The following is a 21,257-nucleotide window of genomic DNA, read 5'->3' as shown; positions in this document are numbered from 1 at the left end:
ACCGCATTGACCTGTGCTCGACAACGGTGCTGGCTCATGCAATCTTGCTCGCAGTCGAAATTGCTGGACCATGGAGAGATTCTTTGCCACATGCCCGCGCGGCCTGGAGTTGGTGTTGGTAGACGAGCTGCGCCAGCTGCGCGCGGAGAAAGTTCACGCGGTGGGCGGCGGCGTTGAGTTCATCGGCAATTTCGCGCTGTGCTACCGCGTTAATCTGGAGAGCCGCATCGCCAGCCGGGTACTGTGGCGAGTCGGCAGCGCGAGCTACGCCGGCGAAGACGATATTTATCGCACCGCATTCGCCCTGCCGTGGACGCAGTATTTCGACCCAGCGCGCACCATTCGCATCGATGTCTCGGCCACCAAGAGCCCACTGACCAGCCTCAACTTCGTCACGCTCAAAATCAAAGACGCGATCTGCGACAAGATTCGCCGCTTGTCGAATCAGCGTCCTAGCGTCGACACCCGGGCGCCGGATATTCCGATCCAAGCCCATCTAACCGATCGCGGATTCACACTTTACATCGACACCACCGGTGAGCCGCTGTTCAAACGCGGCCAGCGCGGCGCCACCGGCGCGGCGCCGTTGCGCGAAAATCTCGCGGCGGGGATATTGCGCCTAGCAGGTTGGACGCCGGACCTGCCGCTGCTCGATCCGATGTGTGGCAGCGGGACGATTCTAGTCGAAGCGGCAACCATGGCGCTCGACATCGCGCCTGGGCTAGGGCGCGAATTTGCTTTTGAGAAATTGCGAAATTTCGACGAGCAACACTGGCGGGAATTGCAGCGGCAAACCACAGCGCGGCAGCAGCCAAAGCGCCCTCTGGCAATCTTCGGCAGCGACATCGACGCCCGGGTGCTCAAAGCTGCGCGCGCCAATCTCGCGCGCGCCGGTTTAAGCGAGTGCGTCAAGCTCAAGCAGGCCGACGCTCTGTCGCTTACCGCGCCCGCACCGGAAGGCATCATCGTTACTAACCCGCCCTATGGCGTGCGCCTGGGCGAGCAGCAGCAACTTGCCGAGTTCTACCCCAAGCTGGGCGACTTGCTAAAAAAGCAGTTCACGGGCTGGCGAGCCTATTTCCTGAGCGCCGATATGCGCTTGCCCAAACTGATCCGCCTAGCGGTGTCGAAGCGCACGCCGCTGTTCAACGGCGCCTTGGAGTGTCGCTTGTTCGAGTACAAAATGGTCGCGGGTACCCTGCGCAAAACTACCGCTGGCGCGGCCGGCGCCGATCACGACTCGACTATCAAATGATCGTGCCGTCTGGAATCGTGGCGTCCTTAATGACGACCACGATACCGCTCTTGATGAGGAACCCTTCTGCCTCGCGGCCACCCTCGCTAACCCCGTCTTTGTTGACAATCCGGACGTTGCGACCGATGCGGGCATTTTTATCGACGATGGTTTTCTTGACCGTCGAGTTGCTCCCGACTCCCAGCGGAATACCGCCGCTTTCCAGCAAGCGAAAACGTTCCACCGGCGACTCATAGAAATCCGAGCCCATCAGCAAAGCGCTGTCGATCACAGAGCCGCTTTCGATGCGCGAGCGCACGCCGATGACCGATTTCTTCACGGTGCATTCTCGCAAAAGGCAGCCCTCGCCCACCATCGACTCCATCACGTGGCTGTCGAGCAGCTTGGTCGGTGGCAGATGGCGCTCGCGAGTGTAGATCGGTGCTTTTTCATCATAGAAACTAAACAGTGGCTCTGGCTGCTTGGTGAGCGCCAGATTGGCGTCGTAAAAGGCCTCGATAGTGCCGATGTCCTCCCAGTAGTCGTTGAACAAATAAGCCTGCACCTTGTGCCGCTCGATGGCCGCGGGAATGATCTCTTTGCCGAAATCGGTGCGTTCAACCTTTTCGCTCAGCAAATCGTGCATCACCTGCTTCTCGAAGACATAGATGCCCATGGAAGCGATGTAGGGCTTCGCGCGAGCCTCCTGCGGCGAGAGACCCAGCACCGTGGTGTCCACTGCCATCGCTTTGAGTGCTTCCCCTGTCGGCTTCTCACTGAACGCAGTCACGCGACCGTTCTGGTCGATTTTCATCAAGCCAAATTCCGAGGCGCGGCTTTCATCGACGGCCACCACCGACAAGGTAAGATCGGCCTTGGTCTTTTGATGGTGCTGAACGAAATCGGCGTAGTTCATGCGGTAAAGATGATCGCCGGAGAGGATCAGATACTGATCCATGCTCCATTCGGCGAACAGGTTGCCGTACTTACGGACGGCATCGGCGGTGCCTTCGAACCAGGTGGATTTTTCAGAGGTCTGCTGCGCCGCCAACACTTCGACAAAGCCTTGGGAGAAACCGGCGCCAGCCATCGCATAGGTCCGCGTAATGTGGCGGTTGAGCGACGCCGAATTAAACTGGGTCAGCACGTAAATTTTTTGGATTTCGGAATTGATGCAGTTACTGATCGGAATGTCGATCAGCCGATACTTGGCGCCCAGCGGCACCGCCGGCTTGGCCCGCAATTTTGTTAGCGGATAGAGGCGGCTCCCCTGACCGCCGCCCAAGATAATCGCGAGGACTTTTTTCACAGGTTCAGTCTAACGTCAGCCACGCCACGGTAGCAACAAGTCATCGATTTTTTTGATAGCGGACACGGAACGACTATAAGCGCAGATCTTTGCGCACGTCGGCGGCGTAGGCCGCATCGATCTTGTCCACGACATCGCTGGCAAGCGCCCCCTGCGGCACCCGAACCATCAGGCGCAGGTAGAGGTCGCCCGCCGCGGTTTGGCCGTGGGCCGCGACACCCTTGCCTTTGATACGGAGTTGCTGACCGTTTTGCGCGCCCGCAGGTACCTTCACATTGATAGTGCCGCTGGGCGTGGGCACATCGATGGTGGAACCGCGCAACGCTTCGCCGACAGTGATCGGTAAATCCATCATGAGGTCCGGACCTGAGCGCGTGAACAACGGGTGCGGTCGAATCCGCGGTGTTAAGTATAGGTCGCCGGCCGGCGCGCCTCGTAGACCAGCCTGCCCTTTGCCGCGCAGACGAATCTTCTTGCCTGGCTCGGCGCCAGGCGGGATGTTAACTCGCAAGGTATCGGAGCGCACCAGCCGCCCCGTGCCGGCACAAGTCGGACAATCGGCTCTGCCTTTCTTGCCGCTGCCGTGGCAGCTCTCGCAGCTGACCGCCCGTTGCAAAGAGAGCGCAGTTTGAAAACCGCGCACGGCGTCGAGAAAGTCGATATCTATCGTCGACTCAATATCGGACCCGCGTGCGGGACCACGCGCGCCATGCATGCCGCCGCTAAAGATATGACTGAACAAGTCACCGAAGCCCTCGGGTGAGAATTCGTCGCCATTGCCCATTCCCTGCCGCGACCACTGCTGCTGCGCTTGCTGATAGCGGCGCGCTTGCGCTGGGTCGAAGCCCGCAGCTAGGCCGGCCGCACCGAACTCGTCGTACAGCTTACGTTTATTATCGTCGCCTAGGACATCGTAGGCGACTGACAGCTCTTTGAACTTGGCCTCCGCCTCTTTGTTGCCGGGATTGACGTCGGGATGGTACTTGCGTGCCAGTTTACGATAAGCCTTGCGGATGTCATCGTTCGATGCGCCGCGCTGTAAACCGAGGGTTTGATAATAGTTAGGCTCCGCCATTTAAAGTCAAAGATAACCATGAACTGAGAACTTTCAATCCCTCCCTCGATGTCACCTGATCGCCTTTTCCTACATGCGACTCTCTGAATAAGTCCGCGGGGACGGTATCAAGGGGCACGGCGCTCCCAAAGCTCAAAGCCTCGATTCACAACGAGCCGCGAAAGTCGCCCGATCCGCCGCGTTTCCCGGGTCCAGCGCACACCACTGGAAATCGCCCGCATAGAGCCGCACCGTCGGCCGAAACCCATGAATGATAGGCAGCAAATCGCGCAGGGTATCGTACCACGCGCGCCGCTCGTCGCGATCCAGCGGCGTGTTGTCGACCGCGGCGATCTGCCGGCACAGCGTTTGCCAGCGCGAGATCGAATACCCAACCTGGAGGTCCTGCGGATATTGCGCCAGCGTTATTAGCCGCGGCCAAGAAAAGTGTTGGCTCTCGTCGAATTCTAAGATAAAACCCGGGTCGGCAATAAAATAGTCGCAGGGTGGCATGGTTGGACTTTTGATGTAGTCGCGGTGGCCGCGCAGGTTTCCTAGCGCATCGGCGATCTGCTGCAATGGCGCGCCGATCAGCGTGTGCGCGTAGCCTTGCGGTTGCGACGGCCACTCGAAACCGCGATTGACCTGGCAATCGCCGTAAATGGCAGCGAGCAATTCACGCACGCGCACTTTGCAAGCGCGGCAATGGGCGGAGTGGAGCATAAGAAACCTTCACCACGAAGTGAGGCATGAAGAACACGAAGCAGGGAAACTCAAAAGAACCTTTTCCGAACTTCGTGCTCTCCGCGCCTTCGTGGTGCAACATTTTACTTACTCTTCATAACCCAGGTTAGCCAATTACAGAAGGAGAATCTCGCATGGCAAGAGAATCCTCAATCATCGGCGCCGCCGTCGGCCGGGTTGAAGGCGCGGACAAAGTCAGCGGCCGCGCCATCTACGGCGCCGACGTCCATTTTCGCGACGCGCTCTGGGGCAGGATTTTGCGCAGCCCCTACCCGCACGCGCGCATCAAGAGCATCGATGTTTCCAAAGCTCTGAAAGTGCCCGGCGTCAAAGCCGTTGTCACCGGCAAGGACGAGCCTGAGCATTACCAAGGCAAAAGCATTCGCGACATACCGGTCCTCTGTTGGGACAAAGTCCGTTTCGTCGGCGACCGGGTCGCCGCGGTGGCGGCGCAGGACAAAGACGCCGCCGAGGAAGCCGTCAGTTTGATTGAAGTGGAATATGAAGAGTTGCCCGCCGTCTTCGACGTCGTCGATGCGATCAAGCCTGGCGCGCCGGTGCTGCACGACAACGCGCCCGCCTATGACGGCGCGCCGGCCGACATCATGGCGCCGGCCGGCGGCAACATCGTCAACAAGCTCACCTGGGGTAAGGGCGATATCGAAAAAGGATTCGCCGATGCGGATCTCGTCCTCGAACACACGTTTCGCATGCCGATGCACCATCAAGGTTATCTCGAGCCGCAGTCGTTTTTGGTCAAGATCGACGGTGACGGCACTGTGCACGCGTGGGCTTCGACCAAGGGACCGTTTGGCACCCGCGCCCAGTTTGCTAAAGCGGTGGGCATCAAACCGAGTGATATTCATCTGCAAGCCGTTCACGTCGGCGCCGACTTCGGCGGCAAGAGCGGCGCCGGTGAGTTGCCCATTTGTTACTTCCTCGCCAAGCGCGCTAGCCGGCCGGTGAAGATCGTCCTGTCGCATTCCGAAGAATTGACCGCGATGAACCCCGACCACGACACGGTCATCAAAGTCAAAACCGGCGTGAAGAAAAACGGCCGCATCACCGCGCGCTACCTGCAAGCGATCCATGGCACCGGCGCCTACGCCGGCATGAAGCCCGGCCGCGCCAGCATCGGCGGTGCGGGCTCGGCGATGCCCTACAAAATGGACAACACCTACATGGAAGCGCTGCAGGTTTATACGAATACCGTCCCCTGCGGTTTTTGGCGCGCGCCGGGTGCGATTCAAGCGGTCTTCGCCGCCGAGTCGCACATGGACTTGATCGCCAAAGAATTAAAAATGGACCCGGCCAGGTTTCGCATGATCAACCTGGTTGAGGAAGATGACGAGAACGCGCTGGGCAAAAAATGGATCGGCGTCAAAGCGAAAGAGACGCTCAAAGCCGCCCTCGATGCGGCGGGTTGGAAATCGCCAAAAAAATCAAACGTCGGCCGCGGCGTCGCGATGTACGAGCGCGGCACGGGCGCCGGCAAAGTATGGGTAAACTTAACTGCCGAAGCGGACGGCACGTTCACCGTTTTCACCGTCGCCGGCGATCAGGGGACGGGATTACAAACGGTGCTCTGCCAGACCGTCGCCAATGAGATGCAAGTGCCCTACGATCACGTGCGCTGCAAGATCGGCAACACGGCGGACGTCAACTACAGCGTCGATGTCGGTTTTGGCGGCAGCCGCTCGACCAACATCAACAGCGCGGCGGCCTATCAGGCCTGCGGCGAACTAAAGGCCAAACTCAACGCCATCGCCGCTAAAAACTTAGCTTGCGCCGAGGACAAAGTGAGCTACGCCAAAGGCAAGTTCAGCGCCAAAGGCGCCAAAACCAAACCGCTCTCGCTAAAGGACATTGTCAAAGCCATCGGCACTCCGGTGACCGTCAGCGTCGAGACCGAAGTGCCGCGCAAAGGCTCGTCGACTTCGTTCATCGCCCAGGTCGCCGAGGTCGAAGTCGACCGCGACACTGGCCGCGTCAAGCTCAACAAATTCGTCACCGACCACGACGTCGGCACGATCATCAACCCGCTCGGCCACCAGGGCCAGATCGACGGCGAAGCCATCATGGCGATCGGTTCGGGACTAATGGAAGAGATCACCCACGATCAAGGCAAAGTAACCCAAACCAATTTGGGCGAGTACAAGATCCCTAACATCGTCGATATCCCAAAGTTCAAAACCGTCCTGGTCAAAGGCAAAAATGGCCCGGGCCCCTACGAAGCCAAAGGCATCGGCGAACACGCCAACGTCACGCCACCGGCGGCGATTTGCAATGCCGTTGCCGATGCGGTGGGCGTGCGCTTGTTCGATGTGCCGGTAACGGCGGAGAAGGTGTATCGGGAATTAAGAAGGCAACAGGCGTGAGGCAACAGGCACCGGAGGTGGTGATGATCGATCTCTACTACTGAACCACACCGAATGGTCACAAGATTACGATATTCCTCGAAGAAGCGGGCGTCGCCTACAACGTCAAACCGATTAACATCGGCAAGGGCGATCAGTTCAAGCCGGAGTTTCTGAAGATATCGCCCAACAATCGCATTCCGGCGATTGTCGACAACGGTCCCGCCGACGGCGGCGCGCCGATCAGTGTTTTCGAGTCGGGGGCGATTCTAGAGTATCTCGCCGACAAGAGCGGCAAATTTCTGCCACGCGATGTGCGCCGGCGCGTTGAAGTCATGCAGTGGTTGTTCTGGCAGATGGGCGGGTTGGGACCGATGTTGGGGCAGAATCATCATTTTCGCGGCTACGCCGCAGAGAAAATCACCTACGCCATCGAGCGCTACACCAAAGAAACTGAACGCCTTTACGGCGTGCTCGACGAGCGCTTAGCCGATCGCGAATACGCCGCCGGCGAATACTCCATCGCCGACATGGCCTGTTATCCCTGGATCCTCCTGCATGAGCGGCAAGGGATGAATCTCACTGACTTCCCGAATCTCAAACGCTGGTTCGAAAAGATTCAACAGCGTGAGGCGGTCAAGCGCGCCTACGCGATTGCGGACACGGTTAATACTTCACGCGGGATAAGTGAGGAAGCCAAGAAAGTGCTGTTCGGCCAAGGGCGACGGGCGAAAGGCTAAGCGCAAAGTGTCAAGGGGTACGCGCCCTGTGCTTCTTGTGCGTCAGGCGATCTTCTTGAAGCGCGCTTCCCCCAGCGCTTCACGCGAAGGCAGCTTGACGATGGTGAACCAGAACTCTTCGAGCAGCTTGACGATTTTGATGAACTGGTCCATGTCGACGGGCTTGGTGATATAGCAGTTGGCGTGCAAACCGTAGGTGGTCAAAATATCCGAGTCGGCTTCAGAGGTTGTTAACACTACGACGGGAATGCGTTTGAGGTCTGCATCGGCCTTAATTTCCTGCAGCACCTCCCGGCCATCTTTACGCGGCAAATTGAGGTCGAGGAGTATTAAATCGGGAGTAGGCGCACCGGCATGAACGCCTTCGCGCCGTAGAAAAGCCATGGCTTCCTCGCCGTCCCGCGCGACATTTAGGTGGATCAATAAGCTGCTCTCTTTGAGCGCTTCCTTGGTGAGACGAATGTCGCCGGCGTTGTCTTCCACCAGCAGCACTTCGATCGTTTGCAAACCATGCGAATTGACCATCGGTTCTCCTCAAATTCATCGAACACTCACAATTTGAATCGGGCGCGGCCAAGGATTCCTTAACTCGCGTGAGGTTGCGGCGAACTCACGCCGTAAGCCAAGATTGATCGGCTCGCTAAATTAGGCTAGATTTTTAAGCAACTCCTACGCCATAGGAGGTCAGGATCGTTATGAAAATCGTTCAAATTCCGCTGCTCCGCGATAACTACGGGTATTTGCTGATTTGTCAAAAAACCAACGCCGCTGCCATCGTCGATCCGTCGGAAGCGGAGCCGGTTTGGCGGCGGGCCGAGCAGGGAAAAATTTCCCTCACGGCAATTCTGAATACCCATCATCATCGCGACCATACCGGTGGCAATGAAGGACTGCTGGCAAAGCACAGCCTCAAAGTGTATGGCCACAAGAGCGACCAGGGTCGCATTCCCGGTTTGACCAACGGCGTCGACGAGGGTGACGAGATTCAAATCGGTGAGTTGAAAGGCAAGGTGCTCTTCATTCCTGGCCATACGACTGGACACGTCGCTTATCTGTTCGGCAATGCGCTGTTTAGCGGCGATTGTCTGTTTACCGCCGGCTGCGGCCGGCTTTTCGAGGGCACCCCGGAAATGATGCACGCTTCGCTAAAAAAACTAATGGCGCTGCCTGATGACACGAAAGTCTACTGCGGCCACGAGTACACCGAGAGCAACCTGCGCTTTGCCATGTCCGTGGAGCCGAAAAACCACAAACTCGTGTCGCGCTTCGAGCGCGTCCAAGCGCTGCGCGCCCGCGGCATGTCAACCGTGCCGGCGACCCTGGAAGAAGAGAAGCAAACCAACCCGTTTCTGCGCTGGGACAGCAAAGAGATTCAGACGAGCGTCAAGAGTCGAATATCCGATCAGCGCCTCGACCCGGTGTCGGTGTTTGCGACGGTGCGGAAGTTAAAAGACTCGTTTTAGCGGAGAGCCCTTTCTCACCCTGCCGCCGTCGGCGGCCGACCCATTACGGGCCGGTAGCTCAACGGTGAGAGCAGACCCCTTATAAGGGTCCGACAGTGGTTCAACTCCACTCCGGCCTACCACATTTAATAAGCAAAAATCAGCGGTTCGCTTGATCGCTCTCGGCATCAACGCTATCTTAGCACCGTTTCGGCATCGACTCGGCACGAATACGACACCACTCTCCGGTTACTAGAGGCTGGCCAGCGAGCGTCTTTCCACGCAGGAGGTCATCTTTTGAATCTGCAAGCGCGCACCTATCTCTGGTATATCTCCCTATTGCGTATCTACATCGGCTATTACCTATGCTGGCAAGGCGTGCGCAAGTTTCAACGCGACTTTCCCAAAGGCGATTGGATCGGCCGGCAAATCGGCGATATCGCCACTCTCGATCTTTATCCCTGGTACAAGAAACTACTGATTGATTACGTCGTGCCCCATCACGAGTTGTTTGGCTATCTCGTGATGATCGGCGAAATTGTCGTCGGCGGCTGCCTGGTGCTCGGGCTGCTTACTCGGTTCAATGCCTGCATCGGGCTATTTATGATGGTCAACTACATGCTCGGGCCCGGCATGGCGCGCGGCGGCGCTCCCTTGGCCATGCAGCAGACGTTCATCATCGGCCTCTTTATCATCCTCATGTCCGGTGCCGGCCGCACGCTTGGACTCGACGGTTGGCTTTTTGGCGGCCGCGCTGAGCCGCGTCGAGGTGCACGATGAACCAAACGAGCCTCGCCGGCTGCGCCACGCCGCAAGCGACCGAGAGCTACGCCCACCGCTTTGCCGGCGGCGTCGCCCCAGGACACTTTCGGCGCGCCCAAGGTCTGTGGCTTTCCTCCATCGGCCTGGGAACCTACCTTGGCAACTACGACAACGAAACCGATCGGCAATACTGCGCCGCCATCGTGCAAGCCGTCTCCTCCGGCTGCAACGTCCTCGACAGCGCGGTTAACTACCGCTGCCAGCGCAGCGAGCGCGCCATCGGCAGCGCGCTTAAAGAGCTCGCCGGCAAAGGCTGCTGCCGCGAAGAAATCGTCATCGCCACCAAAGGCGGCTTCCTCCCCTACGACGGCGTGCCGCCGAAGGACACTCCCGCTTATTTCGCTGAGACGTTTATCAAACCGGCAATTGCCCAGGCGAGCGACATCGTCGCCAACTGTCATTGCATGACGCCAGCATATCTTACCCACCAGATCGACAGCAGCCTGCGCAATCTCGGCATCGAGTGCATCGATATCTACTATCTCCACAACCCGGAAACCCAGCTGGGCAAGATCGCGCGCGAAGAGTTCAACCAGCGCCTATTGCGAGCGTTCGAAGCTCTCGAAAGCGCCGCCGCGGCCGGCAAAATCCGCATGTACGGCGCGGCGACCTGGAACGGTTTCCGCAGGGAAGCCAGCGCGCGCGATTATCTGTCGCTTGCCCAAGTGATCGAGACCGCCCGGCGCGTCGGCGGTGAAGAGCACCGCTTCAAAGTCATTCAGCTGCCGGTCAATCTTGGCATGAGTGAAGCGCTGTCACTGACCAACCAGACGGTGAACGGCAAAACGATGACGCTCCTCGAAGCCGCCCAGGCGCTCGGCATCACGGTTATGTGCAGCGCGTCAATCTTACAGGGCCAGCTCACCCACGACCTGCCGCCGGTTATTCATGACGCATTCCCCGGCCTGGAAACCGATGGCCAGCGCGCCTTGCAATTCGTTCGCTCGACCCCAGGCGTGACAACCGCGCTGGTGGGCATGAAGCAAATCGCCCATCTTGAGGAAAATCTGGCCACAGCCAAAGTCGCCCCAGCGTCGTGGGAGCAATACTCGAAATTGTTTGACAGCGCGTGAATCAGAGCTCGACTTTATTCAGCCGCAGCGCGTTGGCGATCACCGACACCGAGCTGAAAGTCATCGCCGCGCTGGCGATCATAGGGCTCAAAAGAATGCCGAAGAACGGATAGAGAATGCCCGCCGCGATCGGCACGCCGAGGATGTTGTAGAAAAAAGCGAAGAATAAATTTTGCCGGATGTTCGTTATGGTCGCTTGGCTCAAGCGGCGCGCTTTGGCGATGCCGCGCAGATCGCCTTTCACCAACGTCACACCGGCGCTCTCCATCGCGATGTCGGTTCCCGTGCCCATCGCGATGCCCACCTGTGCTTGCGCTAATGCCGGCGCGTCGTTGACGCCGTCGCCCGCCATGGCGACGACGCGACCTTGGGATTGCAGTTGTTTGACGATTTCACCTTTCTGAGCGGGCAGCACTTCGGCATGCACGTCATCGATGCCCAACTGGCGCGCCACGGCATCGGCCGTCGCTTTACTGTCGCCGGTGAGCATGACCAGCCGCACGCCTTCGTCGTGCAAGAGCCGCACGGCTTCTTTCGTCGACGCTTTGATCGGATCGGCGACACCGATGATGCCGGCCAACTGTTTATCGATGGCCACGAACATGACGGTTTGCCCCTGGGCGCGCAGTTGCTCGGCGCGCTCGCGCAGCGCCTGCACCGGGATGCGCATCTCTTCGAAAAGTTTCAAATTACCAAGCGCGACGCGCTTGCCTTCGACCACACCGAAAATACCCTTGCCCGTGTATGACTGAAATCCCTGATACTTGGCAAGTGTTAACTGGCGGTCTGCCGCGCCGGCCACGATCGCCGCTGCGAGCGGGTGCTCGCTCGCCTTCTCAAGACTCGCCGCCAGGCGCAGGACTTCGTTCTCGTCCTGCCCCGCCAACGCGACTACAGATGCAAGTTTCGGCTTGCCTTCGGTCAACGTGCCGGTTTTGTCGACGACCAGCGTATCGACCTTCTGCAAAACCTCGAGCGCTTCGGCATTTTTGATCAACACACCGGCCGTGGCACCGCGGCCGGTGCCGACCATGATCGACATTGGCGTGGCCAAACCCAAGGCGCAGGGGCAGGCGATGATCAACACCGCCACGGCGTTGACCAACGCATAGGCCAATTGCGGCTCGGGCCCCCAGCTCGCCCAAATGACAAACGTGATCAGCGCTGCGAGGATCACAATAGGCACAAAATACGAGGCCACGACGTCCGCGAGTTTCTGGATCGGCGCGCGGCCGCGCTGCGCCTCGCTAACCATGCGCACGATCTGCGCCAGCAGCGTCGCGCTGCCGACCCGCTCGGCGCGCATGAGAAAACCGCCGGTGCCATTGACGGTGCCGCCGGTGACTTTGCTGTTTTGAATTTTTTCCACCGGAATCGGCTCGCCGGTCACCATCGACTCATCGATCGAGCTACTTCCCTCGACCACCACACCATCCACCGGAACCTTTTCGCCAGGGCGCACCCGCAACACGTCGCCGATCTGCACCTGATCGAGCGGAATGTCCTGCTCAACTCCGCTGGCCACGCGCCGCGCCGTCTTGGGTGCCAAGCCGAGCAGCGCTCGGATAGCGCCGCTGGTTTTGCTGCGCGCGCGCAGCTCCAACACTTGGCCAAGCAACACCAGCGTTGTGATCGCGGCAGCCGCCTCAAAGTAAACCCCGACCTCGCCGCCATGACCATGAAACGAGTGCGGGAACAATTGAGGAAACAAGGCTGCAAAAACGCTGTAGCCGTAGGCGGTGCCCACACCGATACCGACCAGGGTAAACATGTTCATGCTGCGGTTGACCAGCGACGTCCAAGCGCGTTGAAAAAACGGCCAGCCGCACCAGAGCACGACCGGCGTCGAAAGGATGAATTGGAACCAAACCAGCGCGCGCGGCGCAAACATCCGATGCAGCGGCTGGCCGGGCAGCATGTCCGACATGGCCGCCAGCAAGACCGGCAGCGACAGTGGCAGCGCGATCCAAAAACGCCGCGTCATGTCTTCGAGCTCGGGGTTTTTTTCATCACTGAGCGCCACCGTGCGCGGCTCCAGGGCCATGCCGCAAATAGGGCAAGAGCCCGGCTGAGCGCGCACAATTTCGGGATGCATCGGACAAGTGTATTCGATCTTACTGAGAGCGGCGCTCAGGTCGGCCGGCTCCAAGGCCATGCCGCATTTCGGGCAGGGTCCGGGCGCCTTTTGCTGTACTTCAGGACACATTCGGCAGATGTAGCTCGCCGCCGACGTTGCTGCAGCCGGCGGTTTATCATGATGCTCATGATCGTGTGCCGGTGCGGCAGGTTTGGGCTTGCTAAGGTTGGCGCGCCGCGCTTCGGCCGCCGCCAGATACTTGGGCGGGTCGGTCTGAAAAAGTTTTTGACAATGAACGCTGCAAAAATAGTAAGTCTTGCCAGCGTGCTCGGTTTTCCCAGCCGCACGCGCCGGATCGACTGTCATATCGCAGATCGGATCGATGATTTGATCGGGCTCGCTCATGCTCCCAATCTAGCGCTGTTTGCGTTCGGAGGCGAGACAAATTAGGCCAGCGCTACTTTCTGCTGATACCTGGCGATCTCCACCGGCCACTTAAGCTGTTCGTGGATCACTTGCGCGAGCGCCGTTGCTCCGGCGGCTTCACCGTGCACGATATAGGTCATGCGCGGCGCGCGCTCGAAAGTTTTGAGCCAGCGCAGAATCTCGCCCTGGTCGGCGTGGGCCGAAAAGCCGTCGAGGAGCTTGATCTTGGCTCGGACCGAAATAACTTCACCGAGCATTTTGATTTCCTTGGCGCCGTCCTGCAGCAGCCGTCCACGCGTCCCTTCGGCTTGGTAGCCGGCCAGCAGGACCGTCGTTTTCGGATCGGGCAAGCGATGTTTCAAATGGTGCAGTACCCGGCCGCCGGTGGCCATGCCGCTCGCCGAGATAATAATCATCGGCGCGCCCATGTCGTTGATCCTTTTCGATTGCTCCGGCGTCTTGGCCATCACCAGGTGGCGCGACCGGATCGGGTTGCGAGCTTGATTGCGCAGCTGTTCCATCTCGAAATCGTGCTCGCTGGTATGGCGCGAGTAAATCTCCGTCGCTTCGATACCCATCGGACTGTCGACAAAAACCGGTATGGCCGGGATCGCTCCCTCGTCTTCCATTTTGCGGATGATATAGATCAGCTCTTGAGTTCGACCGATGGCGAAAGCGGGAATCAGCAGACAACCGCGTTGGTCGGCCACGTCTTTGATGATTTTGCGCAGCTCGGCCTCGGATTCTTTGGGGTGCAGGCGATTGCCGTAGGTCGATTCGATCAACAACCAATCGGCGCTGCCGCCGGCTTCCGGGTCTTTCAAGATCGGCCGATCGTAGCGCCCGAGGTCGCCCGAATCGATCAGCCGCACTTTGCGCCCGTTCGTTTCAAAAGTCAGCCGCGCCGATCCCGCGCCTAAGATGTGCCCGACGCGGCCAAAATTCAGCACGACGCCCTTGGTCACCTCGACACCATCGCGGTTGTGCGTCGGCCGCAGTAGTTTCAAGGCGCGCTCGGCGTCTTCGACAGTGTAGAGCGGCAGCGCCGGCGCATGTTTGGAGTAGCCTTTTTGATTGGCGTAGCGCGCCTCTTCCTCCTGCAGATGGGCCGCGTCCGGAAGCATCACACGCAAAAGGTCGCAAGTCCCCGGCGTCGCATAGACCGGCCCGCGAAAGCCTTTGGAGACGATGCGCGGTAAATAGCCGGAATGGTCGATGTGGGCGTGAGTCAGCACGACGGCGCGCAAGCGGGCAAAATCCAGCGGCACCGGCGCCCAGTTGCGCAACCGCAGCTCTTTCAGTCCCTGAAACAGTCCGCAATCGATCAACACCTGATCGTCGCCGTGCGCAAACAAATATTTCGAGCCGGTCACGCCGCCCGCGGCACCGAGGAATTGCAAAGTCGCATTGGCTGCATTGGCCATAAAGGGCTTTCCTCTCCTGCGTCTACGATTATGTCAGATTTACCGAGCGTCAGCCCGGCGCGCAAGACAGTGCTGCGCCGATCTTTACTATGACGCACACTAATGCCCGTGGCTTGAGCGGAGATCTGGCGGAGGGGGCGAGATTTGAACTCGCGGTCCACGAAGTGGACGCCGGTTTTCAAGACCGGTGGATTAAACCGCTCTCCCACCCCTCCATAAGTGAAAACAATAACTTAGCTGGCAGGGTATTGACCGAAGGATTTTCATTTTGCCATTTTTTTGTGTTTTTTTACAAGCATCACGCGCGATCTTGGATGAGACCCACTCAGAGTCTTTAGTCCAGAGACGGCGCGTTCGAACCCGCCTCGATAAACCAGCTCGATGGCGTCGTCCATACCGCTGTTCAAACCCGCGCGATCATCTGCTAGAAGTGGCAACCCGTGCCCATCCGTAGTATGGCTAACTCAAATTCTTCACACCCAAGCGCCTGCGCACCCGACCATGCTATCTTCATTCACGGAGAAACTTTCCAAACTGTACTACGGGTGGCGCATGATCGGGTTAGTCTCGGCGATCCGCGTTGTCGGCGGTGGACTGCACCAGTACGGGTTCACGGTATTTTTCCTGCCTGTTAGCCAGGAGCTCGGCATTTCGCGCGCGATGACCTCGCTGGCCTTTTCTTTGGCGCGCGCCGAAGGCGCCATCGAATCACCGGTGGCCGGCTACCTAATCGACCGCTACGGCCCTAGCCCGATGATGGTGGCGGCCTGCCTGCTGGCCGGCATCGGTTATATTTTGTTTTCTTACATCAACAGCTACACGACATTTCTGATTGTCTACCTGGGCGTCATCTCGCTGGCGTTCACCGCTGGCTTTATCCACGCGCCGACGATCGTCGCCAATAGTTGGTTCATCCGCCTGCGTGCTCGCGCCATGACAGTGGTCAGCTCCGCCGTGCCCATCGGCGGCACGCTGATTACGCCGCTGCTCGCCGTCGTCGTCACCCAGTTGGGTTGGCGCTGGGGCGCGTTTATCGCCGGCATTCTTTTTATCGTGCTCGGCGTGCCGCTGGCCATGCTCGTGCGCCGCTCACCGGAGAGCATGGGCATGCTGCCCGACGGTGTCGCGGTTCAACCTGAGGATGGTAAAGCGACGGCTTCTTCAGGCTCAGTCCACGAGCCCGAAGTCACTGCCAAACAGGCATTCCGCATGGCGCTGTTCTGGATCATGATCGTGTCGATGACCGCGCGCGGCGCGGCGTTCGCCACGGTAACGACGCATTTTATTCCAATGATGGTCTGGAAAGGGTTATCCCAGCAGCATGCCGCGTTTTTGCTCGCCGGCTTTGCCATGATCAACTTACTGGTGCATTTTCTTCTGGGCTGGATCGCTGACTTTGTCAACAAACCGAAGGTGGTCACGATCTGCATGTTCATCGGCGCGGCCGCTGTGCTGCCGATGATCTGGAGCGACTCTCTCTGGGCGCTTTGGATGTTTACGGCGTTTTACACGGTGCTCGATGCGTCGATCCCGGTTTACTGGGCATCGGTGGGCGATTTCTTCGGCAGGAAGTCCTTCGGCACCCTCCGCGGCAATATGAATCTCTTTTACACCTGGGGCAACGTTTGCGGTCCCGTCATCGCCGGCGCCATTTATGACCAGACGCAAAGCTATGCTACGGTCCTATGGGGGATGACCAGCGCATTGTTTTTCGCTGCGATTCTCACCTCGCGTTTGATTAGACCCTGGGCTCAATTGAAACGTTCACGATGAAAGCACTCCAACGCCGTAACGCAGAATCGCATCGCGGCGATTTCTCTTTTCGCGGGCCGGCTGCTCAACTGCAGTCGCGCTGCGTTGGCACAGGTTATTGCAGCAGCTGCGGTGCCGGCTGGATCACATCCACGGCGACGGAGCCGACCGGCACGCCGTCGCTATCGATGGCAAATTCGTAGGCACCGGGGCCTGGCAACATCACATGTTCGAGGCGCATGTCGATATTGGCGTGATAGAGATGGGTCACGCTGTTCTCTCCCACAACGGAATGCTTGATGTCGCCGCGCAAAACCACGTCGCCCTCGACGCGGCGAAATTCAACAGTGAGGGTATGTTCCCCTTCGGTTTCACAACCGATCTGGGCAAACAACCAGAAAGTTGGCAGCGCCACTCGAAAGTCGGCGACCATGAAGCGATCGAAGACGCCCATGAGGCTGACCTTGCCGGTCTTTTCTTCGCGGACGTCGTCGCACAGGGTGGCGATTAAGAGCTTAGGCATGATCCCGTCCGAAGGACAGGCACAAGGCCTGTCCCTACAAAACCCTCCCCTAGCTAATTTTTCCCAGCCCGCCCATGTAAGGCCGCAGCACGTCAGGGACAATCACAGTGCCATTTTTCTGCTGATAGTTTTCCAACACCGCCACGAGCGTCCGCCCGACGGCAAGACCCGAACCATTGAGCGTGTGGACGAAAGTCGGCCGCCCCTTCTTTTCTTTGCGGTAGCGAATATTGGCGCGGCGCGCTTGGAAGTCTTCACAGTTGGAGCACGAACTGATCTCACGATAATTGTTCTGGCCCGGCAGCCACACTTCTAAATCGTAGGTCTTGGCCGCGCCGAAACCCATGTCGCCGGTGCACAGCTCGACCACTCGATAGGGAATCTTCAATCGGCGCAGGACTTCTTCGGCGTTTTGCACCATGGACTCCAGCTCGTCGTAGGATGTCTCCGGCTCGCTCAGCTTGACCATTTCGACTTTGTTGAACTGATGCTGGCGAATCAAACCGCGCACGTCCTTGCCATAGGAGCCGGCTTCGCTGCGAAAGCACGGCGTGTAGGCGACGTATTTTATCGGCAAGTCTTCGCGTTCGAGCATCTCCTCGCGATGAAGATTGGTCAGCGGCACCTCGGCGGTTGGAATGAGGAACCAATCGCCGGGCGCAAGATGAAACAGATCTTCTTCGAACTTGGGCAACTGTCCGGTGCCGACCAGAGCGGAGCGGTTGACCAACGCCGGTGGCAGCATCTCCTTGTAGCCGTTCTCGCCCGTGTGGAGATCGAGCATAAAATTAATCAACGCCCGCTCGAGCCGCGCCCCGGCACCTTTATAAACGGCAAAGCGCGCGCCGGCGATCTTGGCGGCGCGTTGAAAATCTAGAATGCCCAGCTCTTCGCCGATGTCCCAATGATTTTTCGGTTCGAAGTCAAACTTTGCCGGTTCGCCCCAGCGGCGCACTTCGCGGTTATCGTGCTCGTTCTTGCCAACTTTCACCGTCGAGCTTGGCAAGTTGGGCAAGGTCAGCATGAACTGCTCGAAGCGCGCTTCGATCTCGGCCAAAGGCGCTTCGCCTTTCTTGATCGCGTCGCTAATTTCTTCGGTCTCTTTCATGAGCGCGCCAGCATCGCCGCCGCTCTTTTTCAGCATGCCGATTTCACCGGAGAGGCGGTTCTTTTTTTCTTTGAGCCGCTCGATATTGGCCAACGCTTCGCGCCGCTCGCGGTCGATGGCGACGAACCTGTCCCAGTCGATCACGCCGCCGCGTGTCGCCATGCGCGTTTTGACCTCGTCGAGATTGTCTCGCAATAGTTTGACGTCCAGCATAAACGGGAATCTTACGCCACATCGAAGGCGTTTTGAATATGTTCCACTTGCGGTTCGGCGCCGGCCCACGAGATGCCGACGACGTCGAAACGAGCGTCGCGTTGATGCAGTTTCTTTTCGTGCAAAAAATACTGCGCCGCGTAGATCATCTTGCGCTGCTTGTAAAACGCCACAGCTTCCAACGGGGAGCCATAGCCATGGGCGGCGCGGGTTTTCACTTCGACAAACACGATGACTTTGCGATCGAGGGCGATCAGGTCGACTTCACCGCTGCTGCAGCGGTAATTGCGTTCGACGATCTTGTAGCCTTTTTTCTTGAGGAACTGCTCGGCCAACTCCTCGCCTCGCTTACCGAAGATCTGTTTGGCGTTGGCGGCCATCAGCGCGCTTGAAAGAGCGGTCCGAAATCGCTGCGGTGGGTTTTGACGGTCACCTCGCGCACCGGGGCGAAGCTTTGCCGGTGCGCTGGTGACGGACCGTAGCGGCGCAGCGCTTCAAGATGACTCGCGCAGGCATAGCCTTTGTGCTCGGCGAAGCCATAGCCGGGATAGCTGGCGTCCAACTCGACCATGATCGCATCGCGCGCCACTTTGGCGACAATCGATGCCGCGGCAATGGACAGACAAAGCTGATCGCCTTTGATCACGGTACGCTGCTGCGGCAAAAAATTACGCGCCGCTTTGCCCTTGCTAAACCAACCGGGAGGAATCACTTGGTTGCCATCGATCAAAAGATATTCGGGCGCCGGCTCCAGGGCGCGCGCCGCCTTGAGCATGGCGCGCAGACTGGCGTTAAGAATGTTTAGCCGGTCAATTGCACCAACGTCGACGACACCGACGGCCCAACTGATTGCACGCGATTTGATAATCGGCGCGATCTCCTCGCGCTGCTTTGCCGTCAATAACTTCGAATCTCTGATGCCCGCATGCTCGAAACCCCGCGGCAAAACCACCGCTGCGGCAACCACCGGGCCGGCCAATGGCCCGCGCCCCACTTCATCGAGGCCGGCGATGACGTTGAAGCCGCGGGCGTAGCCGTCCTGCTCGATCTTGTTGAACTCCGGCGGTCGAATAAAATCTTCGGACAAAGAGAGCTGCGGGCGACGCATGGATTTTTCTTTTGTAGCCAAAAGCCGGTGTGACTGCAAATTCACTCGCAATGGAATTAGCCGAGACCCTATGCTAAAAAATGGCTCAAATGAAATTGTCGCGCGACGAAGTACAACGGGTGGCGCTGTTGGCGCGCCTGCGCTTGACCGCCAGCGAAGAAGAACAGCTGGCCGAGCAGTTGGGCGCCATTCTCGAATACATGGAGCAATTGAATCAGCTCGACATCACGGGCGTCGAGCCTTTCAGCCATGCCAACGACGCGGTCACTGCACTGCGCGAAGATAAAGAGGTCAATCAGCCGAACGCCGACGCGCTGCTCGCCAACGCACCCGAGCGCGACGGCAGCTTTTTCAAAGTTCCGAAGATCATCGAATGACTCTCGCCGCCCTGACGCTGCATGCAGCCAGCGATACATTGCGCCGCCGCGAGTGCTCCAGCGTCGAGCTGACCGAAGCCGTGCTGGCGCGCATCGCGGCTAGCGATGAGAACATCCGTGCTTACCTAACCGTTGATCGCCAGGGGGCCCGCGACCAGGCGCGCCAAGCGGATAAACTTCTCAGCGAAAATAAGTCAGACAGCCCTTTGCTCGGCGTGCCGCTGGCGCTCAAGGATAACTTTCTGACGCGCGGCCTAAAAACCACCTGTGCCTCGAAAATTCTCGGCGATTTCGTACCGCCCTACGACGCCACAACGGTGGCCAAGCTGCGCAACGCGGGGGCGGTGATCGTGGGCAAGACCAATCTCGATGAATTCGCCATGGGCTCGTCGGCGGAGAATTCGGCGTTCCATCCGACGCGCAACCCTTGGGATGGCGCGCGTGTGCCGGGAGGCTCGTCGGGCGGCTCCGCCGCTGCCGTCGCCGCCGATGAATGCATTGCGGCATTGGGCACCGACACCGGCGGCTCGATTCGCCAGCCGGCGGCTTGTTGCGGCATCGTTGGGTTAAAGCCCAGCTACGGACGGGTGAGCCGCTACGGCATCATCGCCTTTGCCTCATCGATGGACCAAGTGGGACCCATGACCAAGGACGTGCGCGATAGCGCGCTGTTGCTCGAAGCGATCGCCGGCCACGACCCGGCCGATGCCACCTCGGTGCAGCGACCGGTGCCGAAATACAGCGAAGCCCTGACGGGCGGTGTCAAAGGCCTGCGCCTCGGCGTTCCGCGCGAATATTTCGTCGCCGGCATGGCGCCCGAGGTCGAGCAAGCCGTGCGGCGCGCCATCGCCGAGCTGGAAAAACAGGGCGCGCGCATCGAAGATATTTCTCTGCCGCACACGAGTTACGCGGTGGCAGTCTATTACATTATCGCCACCGCTGAGGCGAGCTCCAATCTGGCGCGCTACGACGGCATGCGCTACGGCCATCGCGCCGAAGCCGCAGATCTAAATGACACCTACATGCTAAGCCGCGAGGAAGGTTTCGGCGCCGAGGTCAAGCGGCGCATCATGCTCGGCACCTATGCGCTCTCCGCCGGCTACTACGAAGCCTACTACCTCAAAGCCCAGCGTGTGCGCGCATTGATCAAACGCGACTTCGATCAGGCTTTTGCAAGCTGCGACGCCATCGTCACACCGACCATGCCGACCACTGCCTTCAAGATCGGTGAGAAAACCCAAGATCCGTTACAAATGTACTTGTCGGACATCTATACGATCTCGGTGAACCTCGCTGGCTTGCCGGCCATCTCCCTACCCTGCGGCTTTGATAAAGCAGGCTTGCCGATCGGCCTGCAAATCATCGGGAAACCGTTCGATGAAGCGACGATCCTGCGCGTGGCGTACGCTTATGAGCAAGCGACCGAGTGTCACACAATGAAACCCGAGGATAGAGGATAGAGGGTCGCAGAACC

The 21,257-nt window shown here is 58.9% G+C and carries 18 protein-coding genes, 2 tRNA genes and 1 pseudogene; 10 read left to right on the top strand and 11 right to left on the bottom strand.

Features of this window, described 5'->3' with window-relative positions; translation table 11 throughout:
* Window positions 1–70 precede the first annotated feature (70 nt).
* Window positions 71–1,255, top strand: a complete 1,185-nt coding sequence (locus tag FJ145_11160; GenBank protein MBM4261972.1) for a class I SAM-dependent RNA methyltransferase — start codon at window positions 71–73, stop codon at window positions 1,253–1,255.
* Here FJ145_11160 and FJ145_11155 read toward each other — a convergent pair.
* From FJ145_11155 to FJ145_11145, 3 genes are all read right to left on the bottom strand, one after another.
* A complete protein-coding gene (locus FJ145_11155; protein ID MBM4261971.1) occupies window positions 1,248–2,543 on the bottom strand; it encodes a glucose-1-phosphate adenylyltransferase in 1,296 nt (431 codons plus the stop codon). The two genes, FJ145_11160 and FJ145_11155, sit on opposite strands and share 8 nt — an antisense overlap.
* A gap of 73 nt (window positions 2,544–2,616) precedes the next feature.
* On the bottom strand, window positions 2,617–3,618 hold the full coding sequence (locus FJ145_11150; protein MBM4261970.1) for a J domain-containing protein: 1,002 nt from the start codon (window positions 3,616–3,618) through the stop codon (window positions 2,617–2,619).
* Between the two features lie 132 nt (window positions 3,619–3,750).
* Window positions 3,751–4,320 carry a hypothetical protein gene (locus FJ145_11145; protein ID MBM4261969.1) on the bottom strand — a complete coding sequence of 190 codons (570 nt, stop codon included), beginning with the start codon at window positions 4,318–4,320 and terminating at the stop codon, window positions 3,751–3,753.
* 155 nt (window positions 4,321–4,475) lie between these two features.
* Between FJ145_11145 and FJ145_11140 the strand changes: the two genes are divergently transcribed.
* Together FJ145_11140 and FJ145_11135 are read left to right on the top strand one after the other, a co-directional pair.
* Window positions 4,476–6,719, top strand: a complete 2,244-nt coding sequence (locus FJ145_11140) for a xanthine dehydrogenase family protein molybdopterin-binding subunit (protein MBM4261968.1) — start codon at window positions 4,476–4,478, stop codon at window positions 6,717–6,719.
* A 23-nt stretch (window positions 6,720–6,742) separates the two neighbouring features.
* Window positions 6,743–7,438: pseudogene (locus tag FJ145_11135) on the top strand (thiol:disulfide oxidoreductase).
* A gap of 42 nt (window positions 7,439–7,480) precedes the next feature.
* Here the strand turns inward: FJ145_11135 and FJ145_11130 are convergent.
* Window positions 7,481–7,963, bottom strand: coding sequence for a response regulator (locus FJ145_11130; GenBank protein MBM4261967.1), 483 nt, complete (start codon window positions 7,961–7,963; stop codon window positions 7,481–7,483).
* Window positions 7,964–8,133: 170 nt separating this feature from the next.
* On the opposite strand from FJ145_11130, the gene gloB reads away from it, so the two are divergent.
* The 4 genes from gloB to FJ145_11110 all read left to right on the top strand — a co-directional run bounded on the left by gloB (window position 8,134) and on the right by FJ145_11110 (window position 10,775).
* Window positions 8,134–8,901 carry a hydroxyacylglutathione hydrolase gene (gene gloB, locus FJ145_11125; protein MBM4261966.1) on the top strand — a complete coding sequence of 256 codons (768 nt, stop codon included), beginning with the start codon at window positions 8,134–8,136 and terminating at the stop codon, window positions 8,899–8,901.
* A gap of 47 nt (window positions 8,902–8,948) precedes the next feature.
* Window positions 8,949–9,023, top strand: a tRNA-Ile gene (locus FJ145_11120).
* Window positions 9,024–9,039: 16 nt separating this feature from the next.
* Entirely contained in the window at window positions 9,040–9,660 is a 621-nt protein-coding gene (locus FJ145_11115) for a DoxX family protein (GenBank protein ID MBM4261965.1), read from the top strand.
* Window positions 9,657–10,775: an aldo/keto reductase gene (locus FJ145_11110; protein ID MBM4261964.1), complete on the top strand. Its 1,119-nt coding sequence runs from the start codon at window positions 9,657–9,659 to the stop codon at window positions 10,773–10,775. Before FJ145_11115 ends, FJ145_11110 begins: the two co-directional genes overlap by 4 nt.
* Window position 10,776: 1 nt before the next feature.
* Here the strand turns inward: FJ145_11110 and FJ145_11105 are convergent, their stop codons facing one another.
* The 3 genes from FJ145_11105 to FJ145_11095 all read right to left on the bottom strand — a co-directional run bounded on the left by FJ145_11105 (window position 10,777) and on the right by FJ145_11095 (window position 14,917).
* The gene (locus FJ145_11105; protein ID MBM4261963.1) at window positions 10,777–13,257 is read right to left on the bottom strand and encodes a heavy metal translocating P-type ATPase; all 2,481 of its coding nucleotides are present in this window, start codon (window positions 13,255–13,257) and stop codon (window positions 10,777–10,779) included.
* Window positions 13,258–13,298: 41 nt separating this feature from the next.
* The gene (locus tag FJ145_11100) at window positions 13,299–14,702 is read right to left on the bottom strand and encodes an MBL fold metallo-hydrolase (protein ID MBM4261962.1); all 1,404 of its coding nucleotides are present in this window, start codon (window positions 14,700–14,702) and stop codon (window positions 13,299–13,301) included.
* A gap of 126 nt (window positions 14,703–14,828) precedes the next feature.
* Window positions 14,829–14,917 (bottom strand) — tRNA-Ser (locus tag FJ145_11095).
* Window positions 14,918–15,083: 166 nt separating this feature from the next.
* Between FJ145_11095 and FJ145_11090 the strand changes: the two genes are divergently transcribed.
* A complete protein-coding gene (locus FJ145_11090; protein MBM4261961.1) occupies window positions 15,084–16,475 on the top strand; it encodes an MFS transporter in 1,392 nt (463 codons plus the stop codon).
* Window positions 16,476–16,569: 94 nt separating this feature from the next.
* On the opposite strand, the gene FJ145_11085 is transcribed toward FJ145_11090, so the two are convergent.
* The 4 genes from FJ145_11085 to FJ145_11070 are packed head-to-tail and all read right to left on the bottom strand — an operon-like array spanning window position 16,570 to window position 19,406.
* Window positions 16,570–16,977 carry a hypothetical protein gene (locus FJ145_11085; protein ID MBM4261960.1) on the bottom strand — a complete coding sequence of 136 codons (408 nt, stop codon included), beginning with the start codon at window positions 16,975–16,977 and terminating at the stop codon, window positions 16,570–16,572.
* 49 nt (window positions 16,978–17,026) lie between these two features.
* Window positions 17,027–18,298, bottom strand: a complete 1,272-nt coding sequence (gene serS / locus FJ145_11080; protein ID MBM4261959.1) for a serine--tRNA ligase — start codon at window positions 18,296–18,298, stop codon at window positions 17,027–17,029.
* A gap of 11 nt (window positions 18,299–18,309) precedes the next feature.
* Entirely contained in the window at window positions 18,310–18,678 is a 369-nt protein-coding gene (locus FJ145_11075) for a YraN family protein (GenBank protein MBM4261958.1), read from the bottom strand.
* Window positions 18,678–19,406 carry a ribonuclease HII gene (locus FJ145_11070; GenBank protein ID MBM4261957.1) on the bottom strand — a complete coding sequence of 243 codons (729 nt, stop codon included), beginning with the start codon at window positions 19,404–19,406 and terminating at the stop codon, window positions 18,678–18,680. Before FJ145_11070 ends, FJ145_11075 begins: the two co-directional genes overlap by 1 nt.
* Before the next feature lie 89 nt (window positions 19,407–19,495).
* Here FJ145_11070 and gatC point away from each other — a divergent pair, with 89 nt between their 5' ends.
* Together gatC and gatA are read left to right on the top strand one after the other, a co-directional pair.
* Window positions 19,496–19,783: an Asp-tRNA(Asn)/Glu-tRNA(Gln) amidotransferase subunit GatC gene (gatC, locus tag FJ145_11065; GenBank protein MBM4261956.1), complete on the top strand. Its 288-nt coding sequence runs from the start codon at window positions 19,496–19,498 to the stop codon at window positions 19,781–19,783.
* A complete protein-coding gene (gatA, locus tag FJ145_11060) occupies window positions 19,780–21,243 on the top strand; it encodes an Asp-tRNA(Asn)/Glu-tRNA(Gln) amidotransferase subunit GatA (GenBank protein ID MBM4261955.1) in 1,464 nt (487 codons plus the stop codon). Before gatC ends, gatA begins: the two co-directional genes overlap by 4 nt.
* The last annotated feature ends 14 nt before the right edge of the window (window positions 21,244–21,257 follow it).

It is taken from the genome of Deltaproteobacteria bacterium (assembly GCA_016874755.1).
Classification (GTDB): domain Bacteria; phylum Desulfobacterota; class Binatia; order UBA9968; family UBA9968; genus DP-20.
The sequence above is the reverse complement of the archived record's forward strand: the minus strand, read 5'-3'. Positions and strand labels throughout refer to the sequence as shown.